At 72.4% G+C, this 16,782-nt stretch carries 12 protein-coding genes; 9 read left to right on the top strand and 3 right to left on the bottom strand.

What is annotated here, in order from left to right:
• Positions 1–118 precede the first annotated feature (118 nt).
• The 4 genes from D1369_RS13675 (at position 119) to nudC (ending at position 9,817) form a co-directional block, all read left to right on the top strand.
• Complete coding sequence (locus tag D1369_RS13675) at positions 119–3,649, top strand: ATP-dependent DNA helicase (RefSeq protein WP_082319455.1); 3,531 nt, start codon at positions 119–121, stop codon at positions 3,647–3,649.
• Positions 3,650–3,759: 110 nt separating this feature from the next.
• Positions 3,760–7,299, top strand: coding sequence for an ATP-dependent DNA helicase (locus D1369_RS13670; RefSeq protein WP_118082463.1), 3,540 nt, complete (start codon positions 3,760–3,762; stop codon positions 7,297–7,299).
• A 10-nt stretch (positions 7,300–7,309) separates the two neighbouring features.
• Positions 7,310–8,722, top strand: coding sequence for a dipeptidase (locus D1369_RS13665; protein ID WP_037903631.1), 1,413 nt, complete (start codon positions 7,310–7,312; stop codon positions 8,720–8,722).
• Positions 8,723–8,872: 150 nt separating this feature from the next.
• On the top strand, positions 8,873–9,817 hold the full coding sequence (nudC, locus tag D1369_RS13660; RefSeq protein WP_037901372.1) for an NAD(+) diphosphatase: 945 nt from the start codon (positions 8,873–8,875) through the stop codon (positions 9,815–9,817).
• A 93-nt stretch (positions 9,818–9,910) separates the two neighbouring features.
• Here the strand turns inward: nudC and D1369_RS13655 are convergent, their stop codons facing one another.
• A complete protein-coding gene (locus tag D1369_RS13655) occupies positions 9,911–10,153 on the bottom strand; it encodes a mycoredoxin (protein WP_007384560.1) in 243 nt (80 codons plus the stop codon).
• A 183-nt stretch (positions 10,154–10,336) separates the two neighbouring features.
• Between D1369_RS13655 and D1369_RS13650 the strand changes: the two genes are divergently transcribed.
• The 5 genes from D1369_RS13650 (at position 10,337) to D1369_RS13630 (ending at position 14,191) form a co-directional block, all read left to right on the top strand.
• Positions 10,337–12,532, top strand: coding sequence for an ATP-dependent DNA helicase UvrD2 (locus tag D1369_RS13650; protein WP_205574467.1), 2,196 nt, complete (start codon positions 10,337–10,339; stop codon positions 12,530–12,532).
• 169 nt (positions 12,533–12,701) lie between these two features.
• Positions 12,702–13,025, top strand: a complete 324-nt coding sequence (locus D1369_RS13645; RefSeq protein ID WP_007384562.1) for a hypothetical protein — start codon at positions 12,702–12,704, stop codon at positions 13,023–13,025.
• 175 nt (positions 13,026–13,200) lie between these two features.
• Positions 13,201–13,569, top strand: a complete 369-nt coding sequence (locus D1369_RS13640; protein WP_007384563.1) for a WhiB family transcriptional regulator — start codon at positions 13,201–13,203, stop codon at positions 13,567–13,569.
• On the top strand, positions 13,566–13,889 hold the full coding sequence (locus tag D1369_RS13635) for a hypothetical protein (protein WP_007384564.1): 324 nt from the start codon (positions 13,566–13,568) through the stop codon (positions 13,887–13,889). The genes D1369_RS13640 and D1369_RS13635 overlap by 4 nt, the downstream gene beginning before the upstream one ends.
• 104 nt (positions 13,890–13,993) lie before the next feature.
• Positions 13,994–14,191 (top strand): hypothetical protein, encoded by a 198-nt coding sequence (locus D1369_RS13630; RefSeq protein WP_007384565.1) that lies wholly within the window; start codon positions 13,994–13,996, stop codon positions 14,189–14,191.
• 10 nt (positions 14,192–14,201) lie between these two features.
• Here D1369_RS13630 and D1369_RS13625 read toward each other — a convergent pair whose 3' ends face one another.
• Positions 14,202–15,572 carry an AarF/ABC1/UbiB kinase family protein gene (locus tag D1369_RS13625; protein WP_037901376.1) on the bottom strand — a complete coding sequence of 457 codons (1,371 nt, stop codon included), beginning with the start codon at positions 15,570–15,572 and terminating at the stop codon, positions 14,202–14,204.
• On the bottom strand, positions 15,565–16,782 hold the full coding sequence (locus tag D1369_RS13620) for a TOMM precursor leader peptide-binding protein (RefSeq protein WP_037901378.1): 1,218 nt from the start codon (positions 16,780–16,782) through the stop codon (positions 15,565–15,567). The genes D1369_RS13625 and D1369_RS13620 overlap by 8 nt, the downstream gene beginning before the upstream one ends.

The following is a 16,782-nucleotide window of genomic DNA, read 5'->3' as shown; positions in this document are numbered from 1 at the left end:
GCTTCCGCACTCGGCGTCGGCGTAGCGTCGGCTGCACGCGTCCCCCTCACCCCCCGTCCACCGCCCTCCACGCGCGGCGGGCCGCCCAACAGCACACCCACCAGGACCGGCGAACCACGTGAGCTCCTCTTCCTCCACCAGGCGTCTGTCGCACTCCCAGGTGCGCCAGGGGAACCGTGGCGCTTACCGACTGGTACGTACCCCACCGGCCCGCGTGGATCCCCCTCGTCTGGACGCCGCACAACGCGCCGTGGTTGAGCACGGAAGCGGCCCTTTGCTCGTTCTCGCAGGTCCCGGCACCGGAAAGACCACCACGCTCGTCGAGTCGGTGGCCTCACGAATCGCCCGTGGAGGGGACCCCGCGCGCGTGCTCGTGCTGACGTTCAGCCGCAAGGCGGCCGTCGAACTACGCGACCGCATGGCGCTGCGCATAGGAGCGGCGCGCGCCCCGCAGGCGACGACCTTCCACTCGTTCTGCTACGCCCTGGTCCGCGCCCACCAGGACAGTGAGCTGTTCGTGGAGCCGCTGCGGCTGCTGTCGGGACCCGAGCAGGACGTGACCGTACGTGAACTGCTCGCCGGCCAGCCCGACCTGGAGCGGCTCGGCCTCGCGCACGTGCGCTGGCCCGACGACCTGCGCGCCTGCCTGACCACCCGCGGCTTCGCCGACGAGGTCCGCGCGGTCCTCGCCCGCAGCCGCGAACTGGGCCTCGGCCCCGGCGCCTTGGACGCCTTCGCCCGCCGCATCGGCCGCCCCGACTGGCGGGCCGCGGCCGCCTTCCTCGCCGAGTACCTCGACGTCCTCGACCTCCAGGGCGTCCTCGACTACGCCGAACTCGTGCACCGCGCGGTGCTCCTCGCCCGCCGCCCCGAGGTCGCCGAGCGACTCGCCGCCCAGTACGACGCCGTGTTCGTCGACGAGTACCAGGACACCGACCCGGCCCAGGTACGGCTGCTGCACGCCCTGGCCGGGGGTGGCCGCACCCTCGTCGCCTTCGGCGACCCCGACCAGTCGATCTACGCGTTCCGCGGCGCGGACGTCAACGGCATCCTCGACTTCCCGTACGCCTTCCCGCGCGCGGACGGCCGGGCCGCTCCCGTCGAGGTCCTGCGCACCTCCCGCCGCTCCGGCGCCGGCCTGCTGGCCGCGACCCGCCTGGTGACCCAGCGCATGCCCCTGACCCGGCTGCCGGCGGAGAAGGTCCGCGCCCACCGCGAGCTCGCCCCGGTCCGCGAGGGCGGTCGCGTCGAGGTCTTCACCTACCCGACCCCGGGCACAGAGCTGGACAACATCGCGGACATCCTGCGCAGGGCACACCTGGAGGACGGCGTGGCCTGGGGCGAGATGGCGGTCCTGGTCCGCGCGGGCTCGCGCACGATCCCGACGGTGCGCCGCGCGCTCACCGCGGCGGGCGTACCCCTGGACATCGACGGCGACGACCTGCCGCTGCGGCACGAACCGGCGGTGGCACCGCTGCTGACGGCCCTCAGGGCGGTGGCTACGGCGGAGGCCGCCGAGAGTGGCGTACGGCCTGAAGAGGTACGGCCCGACGAAAGCGCTGCTTCTGACCAGGGCGCTGCTTCTGAGGAACGGTCGTCGGACGAGGAAGCTGCCTCGATGACGGGGCCGTCGGCCGAGGAGGCCGCTTCTGGGCCGCGGCCACCGGGGCCGCGGCCACCGGTCGAGGAAGCCGCGTCCGCCCAACCGTCGCCGGACGACGAGACCGCTCCCGAGGAGTCGCCGGCGGACTCAGGGGCGCCGTCGGTGGAGGACTGCTGGCTCGACACCGAGACCGCCCTCACCCTCCTGGCCTCCCCCCTCGCCGGTATGGACGCCGCCGACCTGCGCCGCCTCGGCCGTGCCCTGCGGGACGAGGAGCGGGCCGCGGGCAACGCCCTGCCGCCGCCCTCCGACGTGCTGCTCGCGCGGGCGCTTGCCGAGCCCGAACGTCTGGCCGTGCACGACCCCGCGTACGCGCGCGGTGCCCAGCGGCTCGGCGCGCTGCTCGGCAAGGCGCGTGAGCGGCTCGCGAACGGCGGCAGCGCCGAAGAGGCGCTGTGGGACCTGTGGGAGGGCACGCCCTGGCCGGGGCGTCTGGAGCGGGCCGCCCGGCGCGGCGGTGCCGCGGGGCGCAACGCGGACCGGGATCTCGACGCCGTGTGCGCCCTGTTCGCGACCGCCGCGCGCGCGGAGGAGCGCACCGGAGGACGCGGCGCCCTGAACTTCCTGGAGGAGATCGACGCCGAGGACATCGCCGCCGACACCCTCACCCGGCGTGCCGTCCGCCCCGACGCCGTCCGCCTGATGACCGCGCACCGCTCCAAGGGCCTGGAGTGGCGGCTGGTGGTCGTCGCGGGCGTCCAGGAGGGCCTGTGGCCGGATCTGCGCCGCCGCGGCTCCCTCCTGGAGGCCGACCGCATCGGTCGCGACGGCCTCGCCGAACCGCTCACCCCTGGCGCCCTGCTCGCCGAGGAGCGCCGCCTGTTCTACGTGGCCGCCACGCGCGCGCGTGAGCGACTCGTCGTCACGGCGGTGAAGGCGCCGGCCGACGACGGTGACCAGCCCTCCCGCTTCCTGACCGAACTCGGCGTCGAACCCAAGGACGTGACCGGCCGCCCGCGCCGCCCCCTGTCGGTCGCCGCCCTGGTCGCCGAACTCCGCGCCACCACCGTCGACCCGCGCGTCTCCGACACCCTGAGGGAGGCCGCCGCCCGCCGCCTGGCCCGGCTCGCCGCCCTCGCCGACGAGGACGGCCGCCCGCTCGTCCCCTCGGCCCACCCCTACCGCTGGTGGGGCATGTTCGAGCCGACCGAGTCCAAGGTGCCGCTGCGCAACCGCGACCAGCCCGTCGTGCTCTCCGGCAGCGCCCTCGACCAGCTTGCCAACACCTGCGCCCTGCAGTGGTTCCTGGGCCGCGAGGTGAAGGCCGACGCCCCCGCGACGGTCGCCCAGGGCTTCGGCAACGTCGTGCACGTCCTCGCCGACGAGGTCGCCTCCGGGCACACCCCCGCGGACCTCGCCGTCCTCATGGAGCGCCTCGACTCCGTGTGGAACGCGCTCGCTTTCGACGCGCCCTGGAAGTCGGCGCAGGAGAAGGAGAACGCGCGCGTGGCGCTCGAACGCTTCCTGAAGTGGCACGTCATGGACCGCACCGGCCGCACGCCGGTGGCCAGCGAGCACGACTTCGACGTCACCCTGGAGGCGGGCGAGGTCGAGGTGCGCATCCGCGGCCAGATGGACCGGGTCGAGGCCGACGCCGAGGGGCGCGCGTACGTCGTCGACTTCAAGACCGGCAAGCAGCCCGTGAGTTCCGCCGAGGTCGAACACCACCCCCAGCTGGCCGTCTACCAGCTCGCCGTCCGCGAGGGCGCCGTCGACGAGGCCTTCGACGGCGTACGGCCCGAGCCGGGCGGCGCCGAACTCGTCCAACTGCGCCAGGGCGCCCCCAAGCGGGACGGCGGCGAGACACTGCCCAAGGTGCAGGCACAGGAGCCGCTGCAGGGGGAGTGGGTCGGCGACCTGCTCGCCACGGCGGCCGGCAAGGTCCTCGACGAACGGTTCACGCCGAACGCCGGCCAGCACTGCACCCACTGCGCGTTCCGGGCCTCGTGCAGCGCCCGGCCGGAGGGACGGCACGTCGTGGAGTGAGGTGAGCATGCCGGTGTGATCAGTCGCACCACACGTGCTGACCTGCGCATCTTCTGGCCCGAAGGGCGATTCGTCCTCCGCTGTCAGTGCGCGCCGCTAGCCTCTGCGACATGCCCGCCCGTATCACCGATCCCGATCAGCTCAAGGAGCTCCTCGGCATCCCGTTCACCCCGGAGCAGACGGCCTGCATCACCGCGCCGCCCGCCCCGCAGGTGATCGTGGCCGGTGCCGGCTCGGGCAAGACGACGGTGATGGCGGCCCGCGTGGTCTGGCTGGTCGGCACCGGACAGGTCGCCCCCGAACAGGTCCTCGGCCTCACCTTCACCAACAAGGCCGCCGGTGAACTCGCCGAGCGCGTCCGCAAGGCACTCGTCAAAGCGGGCGTCACCGACCCCGACGTCATCGACCCGGACAACCCGCCGGGCGAACCCGTCATCTCCACCTACCACGCCTTCGCGGGCCGCCTGCTGACCGACCACGGCCTGCGCATCGGCCTGGAGCCGACCTCCAGGCTGCTCGCCGACGCCACCCGCTACCAGCTCGCCGCGCGGGTGCTGCGCGAGGCCCCCGGCCCCTACCCGGCCCTGACCCGCTCCTTCGCCGATCTGGTCAGCGATCTGCTCACCCTCGACGCCGAACTCGCCGAGCACCTGGTCCGCCCCGAACAGGTGCGGGCCCACGACGCCGAGCTCCTGCTGACCCTTCAGGGCGCCAAGCTCACCAACGACGCCCTGCGCAAGGTCCCCGAGACGGCCGCCGCCCGCCGTGAACTCGCCGAGTTGGTCGTCCGCTACCGCGCCGCCAAACGCGAACGCGACCTGCTCGACTTCGGAGACCAGATCGCCCTGTCCGCCCGCCTCGCGGGCATCCCTGAGGTGGGCCGCGTCCTGCGCGACGAGTTCAGGGTGGTGCTGCTGGACGAGTACCAGGACACCTCGGTCGCCCAGCGCGTCCTGCTGGCGGGCCTGTTCGGCGAGGGCACCGGCCACCCGGTCACCGCCGTGGGCGACCCCTGCCAGGCCATCTACGGCTGGCGCGGAGCCTCCGTCGCCAACCTCGACGACTTCCCCCAGCACTTCGCCCACCCCGACGGACGCCCCGCCACCCGCCAGTCGCTCAGCGAGAACCGCCGCAGCGGCGGCCGCCTCCTCGACCTCGCCAACGACCTCGCCGAACCCCTGCGCGCCATGCACGCGGGCGTGGAAGCCCTCCGCCCGGCCCCCGGTGCCGAGCGCGACGGCATGGTGCGCTGCGCCCTCCTGCCCACCCACGCCGAGGAGATCGACTGGCTCGCGGACTCCATCGCCCATCTCGTACGGACCGGGAAGGCGCCCGGCGAGATCGCCGTCCTGTGCCGCACGGCGACCGACTTCGCCGAGATCCAGGGCGCCCTCGTCGAGCGGGACGTCCCGGTGGAGGTCGTCGGCCTCTCGGGCCTGCTGCACCTGCCCGAGGTCGCCGACCTGGTCGCCGTCTGCGAGGTCCTCCAGGACCCCGGCGCCAACGCCGCCCTGGTCCGCCTGCTGACCGGCCCGCGCTGGCGCATCGGCCCCCGCGACCTCGCCCTCCTCGGAAGGCGCGCCCGGCGTCTGGTGTCCCACGCGCGCGTGGACGGCGACGACGACCCCGACCGCCGGCTCGCCGCGGCCGTCGAGGGGGTCGACCCCGCCGAGGTGATCTCGCTCGCCGACGCCCTGGAGACCTTCCTGGAGACACCCCTCTACAGCGGCGACGAGGACGACGACGGGCTGCCCTTCTCGCCGGACGCGCGCGTGCGGTTCGCGCGCCTGGCCGCCGAACTGCGCGACCTTCGCCGCTCGCTCGCCGACCCCCTGATGGACGTCCTGCACCGCGTCCTCGCCGTCACCGGCCTGGAGGTCGAACTGTCGGCGTCCCCGCACGCGTTGGCCGCCCGCCGCCGCGAGACCCTGTCCAACTTCCTCGACATCGCCGCCTCGTTCGCGGCCGGGGACAACGAGGCGAGCCTCCTGGCCTTCCTCGGCTTCCTGCGCACCGCCGCCCAGTACGAGAAGGGCCTCGACAACGCCCTCCCGGGCGGCGAGAACACCGTCAAGGTGCTCACCGCGCACAAGTCCAAGGGGCTGGAGTGGGACGTCGTCGCCGTCCCCGGCCTGGTCACCGGGACGTTCCCGAGCAGCCAGGGCCGCGAGAAGTGGACCGCCCAGGGCAAGGTGCTGCCGCACGCACTGCGCGGCGACACCGAGACCCTCCCCGACATCACCTCCTGGGACGCGCGGGGCATGAAGGCCTTCCACGAGGCCATGAAGGACCACCAGCACACCGAGGAACTCCGCCTCGGCTACGTCACCTTCACCCGGCCCCGCTCCCTCCTGCTCGGCTCCGGCCACTGGTGGGGGCCCACACAGAAGAAGCCCCGAGGACCGTCCGACTTCCTCCAGGCCCTGCACGACCACTGCGCGGCCGGTCACGGCGAGATCGAGGCGTGGGCCGACGAGCCCGCCGAGGACGAGGAGAACCCCGCGCTGCACAGCCGGACCGAGGACCAGATCTGGCCCCTCCCCCTGGACGACAGGGCCCTGGCCCGACGTCGGGCGGCCGCCCGGACGGTCCTGGACCACCTGGAGGACCTCGCCGCCCACACGGACGCCCACCCCTCGGCCGTACACGACCCGGACACCTACGACGACCCGGACTGGCCCCCGCCGCCCGACGACGAGCCGCAGTACGGCGAAGAGCCCCCGAACGGCGAAGAGCCGCCCTTCGAGGACGGGAGCGTCGGGGCGGATGTCTCCGAGGACGAGGACTGGGACACCTTCACGACGGACCGCCCGGCCGTCCCGCACCAGGCCACCGCTCCTGAGCCCCCCACCACTCGGGCACGCCCCCACCCCGCGGAACGGGCAACCCTCAGCCCCGAGGAAGCCCGCGCCATCGCCTCCTGGGACCGCGACCTCGACGCCCTCACCGGCGAACTCCTGCGCGCGCGGGAAGCCGTCACCGACGTCCCCCTGCCCGCGTCGCTGACCGCGTCCCAGGTGCTCCGCCTGGCCGCCGACCCCGACGGGCTCGCGCAGGAGCTCGCGCGCCCCATGCCGCGCCCTCCGCAACCCGCCGCACGTCAGGGCACCCGCTTCCACGCCTGGGTCGAGGCCCGCTTCGAAGCCCTGACCCTGCCGATGCTGGAACCGGAGGACCTGCCCGGCAGCGACGCCGAGATCGCCGACGAACGCGACCTGGAAGCCCTCAAGGACGCCTTCGAGCGCACCGAGTACGCCCACCGCACCCCCTACTGCCTGGAGACGCCCTTCCAGCTCGCCATCGCGGGCCGTGTGGTCCGGGGCCGCATCGACGCCGTGTACCGGCAGAGCGACGGGGACACCACGACGTACGAGATCGTCGACTGGAAGACCGGCCGCACCCGCACCGCCGATCCCCTCCAGCTCGCCGTGTACCGGCTGGCCTGGGCCGAGCGGCAGGGCGTCCCTGTGGAATCCGTCACGGCGACGTTCCTGTACGTCCGGACCGGAGACGTCGTACGCCCCACGAACCTGCCGGACCGGACCGCCCTGGAGCGGCTGCTCACCCAGGAACCGGGAGGGCGGTCGAACGGTTCCGTGCCGGCGAACTGTGAGGAACCGCCCAATGAGGATGTCGGTGCGGGCCGATAGGCTCATGACCATGAGCCATCCCGTTGACAGTGTCGTCAGCGCTGTCCGTACCTACATCGAGCAGCACCGCGCCGCCTTCCTCGACGACCTCGCTGAATGGCTGCGCATCCCGTCCGTCTCGGCCCAGCCCGACCACGGACCCGATGTACGCCGCAGCGCCGACTGGCTCGCCGCCAAGCTCAGGGAGACCGGCTTCCCCACGGCCGAGGTCTGGGAGACCCCGGGCGCGCCGGCCGTCTTCGCCGAGTGGCCCGCCGACGACCCCGCGGCGCCCACGGTCCTCGTCTACGGCCACCACGACGTCCAGCCCGCCGCCCGCGAGGACGGCTGGGACAGCGACCCCTTCGAGCCGGTCGTCCGCGACAACCGTCTCTACGCGCGCGGGGCGGCCGACGACAAGGGCCAGGTCTTCTTCCACACCCTCGGCGTCCGCGCCCACCTCGCCACCACCGGCCGCTCCGCCCCTGCGGTGCACCTGAAGCTGCTCGTCGAGGGTGAGGAGGAGTCCGGCTCCCCGCACTTCCGCGCGCTGGTCGAGGAGCGCGCACACCGGCTCGCCGCCGACACCGTGATCGTCTCCGACACCGGCATGTGGTCCGAGGACACTCCTACCGTGTGCACCGGCATGCGTGGCCTCGCCGAGTGCGAGATCCGGCTCCACGGTCCCGACCAGGACATCCACTCCGGCTCCTTCGGCGGCGCCGTCCCCAACCCGGCCACGGCCGCCGCCCGCCTGGTCGCCGCCCTGCACGACGAGCACGCGCGCGTGGCGGTACCCGGCTTCTACGACGGCATCGTCGAACTGACCGACCGCGAAAGCGAACTCTTCGCCGAGCTGCCCTTCGACGAGGAGCAGTGGCTGCGCACCGCCAAGTCGCACGCCACCCACGGCGAGAGCGGCCACACCACCCTGGAGCGCGTCTGGGCCCGCCCCACCGCCGAGGTCAACGGCATCGGCGGCGGCTACCAAGGCCCCGGCAGCAAGACGATCGTCCCGTCCTCCGCCATGGTCAAGCTCTCCTTCCGGCTGGTCGCGGGCCAGGACCCCGGCCACATCGAGAAGATCGTCCGCGCCTGGGCAGCCGAACAGGTACCCGCCGGGATCCGCCAGGAGATCACCTTCGCCGCCGCCACGCGCCCGTGCCTGACCCCGCTGGACCACCCGGCCCTGCAGTCCGTCGTACGGGCCATGGGCCGGGCCTTCGGCAAGCCGGTCCGCTTCACACGCGAAGGCGGCTCGGGTCCCGCCGCCGACCTCCAGGAAGTCCTCGGCGCACCCGTGCTCTTCCTCGGCATCTCCGTCCCCTCCGACGGCTGGCACGCGCCGAACGAGAAGGTCGAGCTCGACCTGCTGCTCAAGGGCGTCGAGACCGCCGCTTACCTGTGGGGTGATCTCGCCGAGCACTGGAGCCATGCGCCCTGACCCTCCGGCGCCGCCCGGACGGCAGCGCGCGGGGCACACTGAAAGGGCCCCGCACCGCGAAGCCCCGCCGGACCCGGTCGCCCCACGCCGTACGTCCCGCCGCACCGCCCGCCGAAACAATCCGCTGCACCGGGGGAGTTGGAAGCACCCGTGACCACCTGGACCGACCACACCGCCGACCGTCCCGTCTCGCTCACCGCACCCAGCGGCATCGACCGCGCCGCGCACCACCGGCTCGACGAGGCCTGGCTCGCGGCGGCGTGGAGCCACCCCACGACCCGCTGCTTCGTGGTCTCCGGCGGTCAGGTCCTCATAGACGAGACACCGGACGGCCGTACCGAACTCGTCATGACCCCGTCCTTCGAAGCCCCCCTCACCGAGGCGCACCGCTACTTCCTCGGCATCGACGAGGACGGCGTCCGCTACTTCGCCCTCCAGAAGGACTCCCTGCCGGGCCGCATCGACCAGTCCGCGCGTCCCGCCGGTCTGCGCGAGGCAGGCCTGCTGCTGTCCGCCCGCGAGGCGGGCCTGATGGTGCACGCGGTCGGACTGGAGAACTGGCAGCGCACCCACCGTTACTGCTCCCGCTGCGGCGAGCGGACCGTCATCGCCGCGGCCGGCCACATCCGCCGCTGCCCCGCCTGCGGCGCCGAGCACTACCCGCGCACCGACCCGGCCGTGATCATGGCCGTCACGGACGACGAGGACCGCATCCTGCTCGGCCGCCAGGTGCACTGGCCGGAGGGCCGCTTCTCGACGCTGGCCGGTTTCGTCGAACCGGGCGAGTCCATCGAGCAGTCGGTGCGGCGCGAGGTCTTCGAGGAGGCCGGCATCACCGTCGGCCCGGTCGAGTACGTCGCCAGCCAGCCCTGGCCGTTCCCCTCCAGCCTCATGCTCGGTTTCATGGCCCGCGCCACGTCCACCGACATCAACGTCGACGGCGACGAGATCCACGAGGCCCGCTGGTTCTCCCGCGACGAACTCCAGGCCGCCTTCGAGTCCGGCGAGGTCCTGCCGCCGTACGGCATCTCGATCGCGGCCCGTCTGATCGAGCTCTGGTACGGCAAGCCGTTGCCGACGAGGAGCTTCGTCTGACATCACGCGCCCGGCGCCGCACGGCCGTGTGGAACACACCACGAAAAGGCGGTTCCTGAGCTGCCTCAGGAACCGCCTCCATGACCGCGGTGCTTACGCGCCGACCTTCTGCTTCACCTGCGCCAGCGACGGGTTCGTGAGCGTCGAACCGTCGGCGAACAGCACGGTGGGAACCGTCTGGTTCCCGCCGTTCGCCTTCTCCACGAACGCCGCGGACTCCGGGTCCTGCTCGATGTTGATCTCGGTGTACGCGATGCCCTCGCGGTCCAGCTGCTTCTTCAGCCGCTGGCAGTAACCGCACCATGTGGTGCTGTACATCGTCACAGTGCCCTGCATGTCTCGCGCGCTCCTTCGGTGGCTCGGGGAAGAGGTCGTCCGAAGAGGGAACGTATGCGACCGGGACGCCATTCCCGACCCGGGGTCCCCGGCCAGGTGACGCCTGCCGCATTAGTACGACTGCGGCTACCTGCCTGTGGACAACCGGCTCACCCGTCTCCGCCGACCTGGCAGCATGGCGGTGTGACAGCAGCAACGCACTCCACGCTCTTCCCGCGCACACCGGACTCGGCCGACGCGGTGCTCGAAGGGCTCGACCCCGAGCAGCGCGAGGTGGCCACCGCCCTGCACGGGCCGGTGTGCGTGCTGGCGGGCGCCGGCACCGGCAAGACCCGGGCGATCACCCACCGCATCGCCTACGGGGTGCGCGCCGGAATCCTCCAGCCCTCCAGCGTGCTCGCCGTCACCTTCACCAACCGCGCCGCCGGGGAGATGCGCGGACGACTGCGCCAGCTCGGCGCCTCGGGCGTCCAGGCGCGTACGTTCCACTCGGCGGCCCTGCGACAGCTCCAGTACTTCTGGCCGAAAGCCGTCGGCGGATCCATGCCCCGGCTCGTCGACCGCAAGATCCAGCTCGTCGCCGACGCGGCCGCCGCCTGCCGCATCCGCCTCGACCGGGGCGAGCTGAGGGACGTCACCGGCGAGATCGAGTGGTCCAAGGTCACCCAGACCGTGCCCTCCGACTACGCCCTCGCAGCCGCGAAGGCCGGCCGTGAGACCCCGCGCGCGGCGGCCGAGATCGCCCAGCTCTACGCCGCCTACGAGGACCTCAAGCGCGACCGTGCCGTCATCGACTTCGAGGACGTCCTGCTGCTGACCGTCGCCATCCTCCAGGACCGGCACGACATCGCCGAGCAGGTCCGTTCCCAGTACCAGCACTTCGTCGTCGACGAGTACCAGGACGTCAGCCCCCTGCAGCAGCGCCTGCTCGAGCTGTGGCTCGGGCGGCGCGACAATCTGTGCGTCGTGGGCGACGCCAGCCAGACGATCTACTCGTTCACCGGCGCAACCCCCGACCATCTGCTCGACTTCCGCACCCGCCACCCCGGCGCCACCGTCGTCAAGCTGGTCCGCGACTACCGCTCCACCCCCCAGGTCGTCCATCTCGCCAACGGCCTGCTCGCCCAGGCCCGCGGCCGCGCCGCCGACCACCGGCTGGAACTGATCTCGCAGCGCCGGCCCGGCCCCGAGCCCGTCTACACCGAGTACACCGACGAGCCCGCCGAGGCCGAGGGTGCCGCCCGCCGCATCCGGGAGCTCATGGACGCGGGCGTCCGGGCCAGCGAGATCGCCATCCTGTTCCGCACCAACTCCCAGTCCGAGACCTATGAGCAGGCACTCGCCGACGCCGGGGTGCCCTACCAGCTGCGGGGAGCCGAGCGGTTCTTCGACCGGCCCGAGGTGCGCAGGGCCATCGTCAACCTCCGGGGCGCGGCCCGCTTCGGCGGGAACGACGCGCGGCTGGACGACGCGGTCACCCTGCCCTCCCAGGTGCGTGCCGTGCTGTCGGGCGAGGGCTGGACCAGCGAGCCCCCGGCCGGCTCCGGGGCCGTCAGGGAGCGCTGGGAGTCGCTGGCCGCCCTGGTGAACCTCGCACAGGACTTCGCCGCCGCGCGGTCCGGCGCCACCTTGAACGACCTCGTGGCCGAACTCGACGAGCGGGCCGGTGCCCAGCACGCCCCGACCGTCGAAGGTGTCACCCTCGCCTCCCTGCACTCGGCCAAGGGCCTGGAGTGGGATGCCGTGTTCCTGGTCGGTGTCGCCGAGGGCATGATGCCGATCACCTACGCGAAGACCGACGATGAGATCGAGGAGGAGCGCCGGCTCCTCTATGTCGGCGTCACCCGCGCCCGCGAGCGTCTCCATGTCTCCTGGTCGCTCTCCCGCTCGCCCGGCGGCCGCCCCAACCGCCGCCCCAGCCGTTTCCTCGACGGGCTGCGGCCCGGCTCCACCGCCACGACGGGGCGAACCGCCGGCGGCCGTTCCGGAGGCGTCGAGCGCGGCTTCACCAGCCCCGTCGGTGCCGCGCCGAGACGCACCCAGCGCACCCCGGCGCGCTGCCGGGTGTGCGGGCGCACGCTCACCGACGCGGGCGAGCTGAAGCTGATGCGTTGCGAGGACTGCCCCTCCGACATGGACGAGGGGCTCTATGAGCGGCTGCGCGACTGGCGTGCCGTACAGGCCCAGCGCAGCGGCCAGCCGGCCTTCTGCGTCTTCACGGACAAGACGCTGATGGCGATCGCCGAGGCCGTGCCCGACGACGAGCACGAGCTGGCGCGGATCCCGGGTGTCGGCCTGCGCAAGCTCAATCGCTACGGAGCCGATGTGCTGACCATCTGCGCAGGCCAGGACGTTACGGAAGAAGAGGACGAGGACTGATTCCAACTCGTCGGAAAAATAGTTTGCGCATGCCCCAGCAATCCCCATAGGTTCTTAGCCACGGGGACGGAGGCCTTCTCGGAGGCCCCGATTCCGTGTTCTACTTGCATTTCCGTCGGACAGCGGCTCGCGCCGCCGTCCCCAGAGACGCCGAGAGGAGGCGATTGAAGTGATCAGCATCAACAGCACCACGGCCATCAGCACCGCCAAAATGACCGATCTCTCGGTCGTCTCCACGTGCCTGCTCGGCGTTTCGAACCTGGGCACCGGTCTGTCCGGCATTCCTGCCGTCCGTCCGGCGTCCTCCATGTCTCTCGCGGTCCTTCCCGTCCGTGAGCGCAACGAGCGACCGACCAAGGCACTGGAAGCAGTAGTGGCACAGGCGCACGCCTATGCCTTTGCGGCGGCCGGTGCCGGATTCCGGAAGCAGACGACGCAGCACCACCAGATGTGGGCCTTCCGTGGGCCAGAACCCTGGAGTGATCCAGCCTGATCATCGATCAGGTCGGCGCCTTCAGGGCCGCGGAACCCCATCCGGGATCCGCGGCCCTTCTGTTTTCCCCGAACGGGGAGAGCGGAGCGAAGGGGTCTCGGGACAAGAAAAGAACCCGGTACCAAGCGACTACCGGTCCAACAGGGCCGGACCGAACAGACGAGGAAGACGAACCGTGCAACTCGAAGCGCACGCCCCGTCCGTACCGCCTTCCGAAACGATCCCCCCGCCCGGCTCCACGGAGGACTCCGCCTTGATCCCCCTCACCGCGCTCACCGCGCTCGACGACGCCATCGAGAACCTCGGCGTACCCGTCCCCTGCCGTTCCTACGACCCGGAGGTCTTCTTCGCCGAGTCGCCGGCCGACGTCGAGTACGCCAAGTCCCTCTGCCGCACCTGCCCGCTGATGGAGGCCTGCCTCGCCGGCGCCAAGGAGCGGCGCGAGCCCTGGGGCGTCTGGGGTGGGGAGCTGTTCGTCCAGGGTGTCGTCGTCGCCCGGAAGCGGCCGCGTGGCCGCCCGCGCAAGAACCCGGTCACAGCATGAACATCGCAGGAACGATCGACCGCCCCCTCACGAACGACCCCACGAAGCAGGCCCCGATGAAGCCGTCCACCAGCGAGCCCGCAGGCTCCGCGATCCCAGACTTCACCACCACCGACGCGAACGACTCGCGTCAGAACAGGACCCGAGAGATGCAACTCATCCCAGAAGCCCTGGCTCGTGCGCATATGCACGACCGGCTGCACGAGGCCGAGCAGGAACGCCAGGCGATCCGCCTGGCGACCGCCCGCCGGATGCAGCGCCGGGCCGAGCGCGCCTCCATGCGTGCTCGCCGCGCGCTCGCCATGGCCGTCATGCAGTAATGCGAACCCGGTAGTTCCCCGCGGGGGTCGGTCCGTCCGAACGGACCGGCCCCTGCGGTGCGTTGTGCGCGCCGAACCGTCGGATCAGGCGTTATCGTCGGCGGGTGACGAGTCTTCCCGGTGACGACGGCGACGTCGAGACGGAGCCTCTCGTGTGCGCCCGCTGCGGCAGGCGGGCCGAGGGCTCACGGCCCACCTGGACCTGCTCCCTGGAGAACGGCGTCCGCCAGTACTTCTGCGACACCTGCTCCCGGGAGAACCTCAGATCCATCGAGGGGCGGCTCGACTCGGCCTGGTGGTAGGCCGTCCGCCTCAGGCCTCCGCGGCCGTCTCCTGCTCGTCCTCGTCCACCTCCGGCACGAACCCCGGCAGCCACTCCTCCAGTTCCTCGCGCAGTCGCACCGTCGCGCCCAGTTGGCACAGGACGCCGATGGTGCTGAGGGTGACCCGGTGTATCAGGAGGTAGGCCGGGGGCAGGTTGAGCTGTTTGCCCAGTTGGTGGGCGGGGGAGCGGGGGTCGGCGATCCGGCCGGCCTGGCTGCGCATCCAGCCTCGGCTGAAGGTGAACTCGTCGACCTCGGCCGGTTCGATGATCGGCAGGAGGTAGTCGAGGACGGCGTCCGGGTCCAGCTCTATGGACTCCTTGACGAAGCCCTCCGTGCAGAGCAGTTCGTAGACGGCCTCCGCCTCACCGTCCAGCGTCATGCGCAGACAGGTGCCGATGGTGTCCGGCAGACCACCCGGGAGCCGGTCGACCGTGCCGAAGTCCAGGACGCCCAGGCGCCAGTCCTCCTCGCCGTCAGGACCGCCGGGCAGAAGCCGGAAGTTGCCCGGGTGCGGGTCGGCGTGCAGCAGGCCGGTGCGCGCGGGGCCGGAGAAGAGGAACCGGGCCAGAAGCTGCCCGGCGCGGTCGCGCTGCTCCTGAGTGCCCTCCGAGATCACCTCCGACAGGGGGACGCCCTCGATCCACTCCGTGATCAGGACCTGCTCGCTCTGGTGGACCACGGCCGGCACCACGACGTCCGGATCGTCCGCGAACTCCTCGGCATGGGTCTGCTGGGCCTGCGCCTCCAGACCGTAGTCGAGCTCCTCCGAGACCCGGTCGCGCAACTCGGCGATCAGGGGCTTGATGTCGATGCCGGGCACCAGGGGCCCCAACAGGCGGGCGAAGCGGCCCAGTTGGGTCAGGTCGGACAGCAGGGCCTCACCGGCCCCCGGATACTGGACCTTGACCGCCACCTCGCGCCCGTCGTGCCACACGGCCCGGTGCACCTGGCCGATGGACGCCGCCGCGGAGGGCTTGTCGTCGAACTCGGCGAACAGCTCCTGCCAGTCCTCGCCCAGCCGCTCCTCGAGCACCGTGTGCACGGTGCGGGTGGGCATCGGCGGCGCGGCCTCCTGGAGCTTCGTCAGGGCCGCGCGGTAGGGGCCCGCCACCTCCTCGGGGAGCGCCGACTCGAAGACGGACAGGGCCTGGCCGAACTTCATGGCGCCGCCCTTGAGCTCCCCGAGCACCTTGAACAACTGGTCCGCGGTGCGCTGTTGCAGCTCGCGGCCGACGATCTCCGCGGACTCGCCCACGATCCGCTTGCCGAGTCCCCAGGTGGCCCGCCCGGCGAAGCCGAGCGGGAGCGCGGCGAGTTTCGCGGTCCGGGTGACCGCCTTCCGGGGAAGATCAGACATGCGCCCTCCAGGTCCCAGCAGGCCGTGGCGCGGTTGCCTTGCGGCACAACTCCTCCGACGACCGTAGCTCTGCCATTGTCTCGTGCGCAGCCTCCTCCTTGGAGGTGTGTTCTCCCTTACCTTTCTCCGCGGCCCCGCACGGGCAGGCGGGATGCGGCCAGACCGGCTGTGCGTGCCAGGTCATACCGGGCAGTGAGACCTCCCAGCGGGCGCCCGCGCTCGACGGGAGGCGGCCGTCCAGGAAGGCGAGCGCGTGCGCGGCCGCGAGGCCGGCGACCGTCGTGGCGAGCGCCAGGTCACAGGGGCGCGCCGGAAGTCGTCTGCCGCCCGATCGCCACTGGGCCACCAGCCGGGGCCAGGCCTGGTCGCGGTCGGTCCGCGTCTCGTGCAGACAGCCCGCGCAGCCCGTCTCGCCCGGCAGGACAAGGGGGCCGACCACTCCCGTCGCCTCGACCACACCGGCATACAGATGCGGTGTGCCGGAGCGGACGAGAGGTTCGCCGGCGGCCGGGGCGGGCGCGTGGACGTCGACGTCGTCCCGCGGGGCAAGGACGACCAGGGAGAACCCGGGATCGTCCGCCGTCATCGAGGCCCGGGAGCCATGGCGCGGCGGGCGTCCCGGAGCCGCCGCGGTCACCGCCCGGCGTGCGGCGGTTCCCCTGTTGTCGCCGACCGACGTGGCGGGAAGCCCGCCCGGGGCGACGTCCCCCGGCTCGACCCGGCCGCCGTCGCGCACGTCGACCTCTCCGACGCCGGCGCCCGAGAGCAGTGCGGCCAGCACCACGCCCACCCGGCCCGCCCCTTTGACCTGCACCCGCAGCGAGCGGCGGGCGGCCAGGAGTCTCATCGCGTCACCCGGCTCCGACGTGGTCAGCGAGAGGGACGCCAGGTCGGGTGCCAGCCGGTCCAGGACCTCCTTCTTCTCCCGCAGCGAGTCCGCGGCCGGCCCGCCGCCCCTCGCGTCGTCGACGAGCCCGGCCCGTGCCAGTCGTCCCACCAGCGTGTCGACGTGGCCGTCGGGCAGATCCATACGGTGTCCCTCCTGCCGTAGCAGCGCGAGACCGCGCGTGCCGTTGAGCAGGTCGAGGAAGCTGCCTGTGGCCGTGTCGATCGGGCCCAGCGTGAGCGCGTGCGCCGGGGTCATCCCGAACTGCACGGTGTTGAGATCGCGCCAGCCGCGCCGGAGCGCGGGTTTCATCTGCGGAACCAT

Source organism: Streptomyces sp. CC0208 (genome assembly GCF_003443735.1).
Taxonomy (GTDB): Bacteria; Actinomycetota; Actinomycetes; order Streptomycetales; family Streptomycetaceae; genus Streptomyces; species Streptomyces sviceus.
Note: the sequence above shows the minus strand (reverse complement) of the source record. Positions and strands in the feature narration are given on the sequence as shown.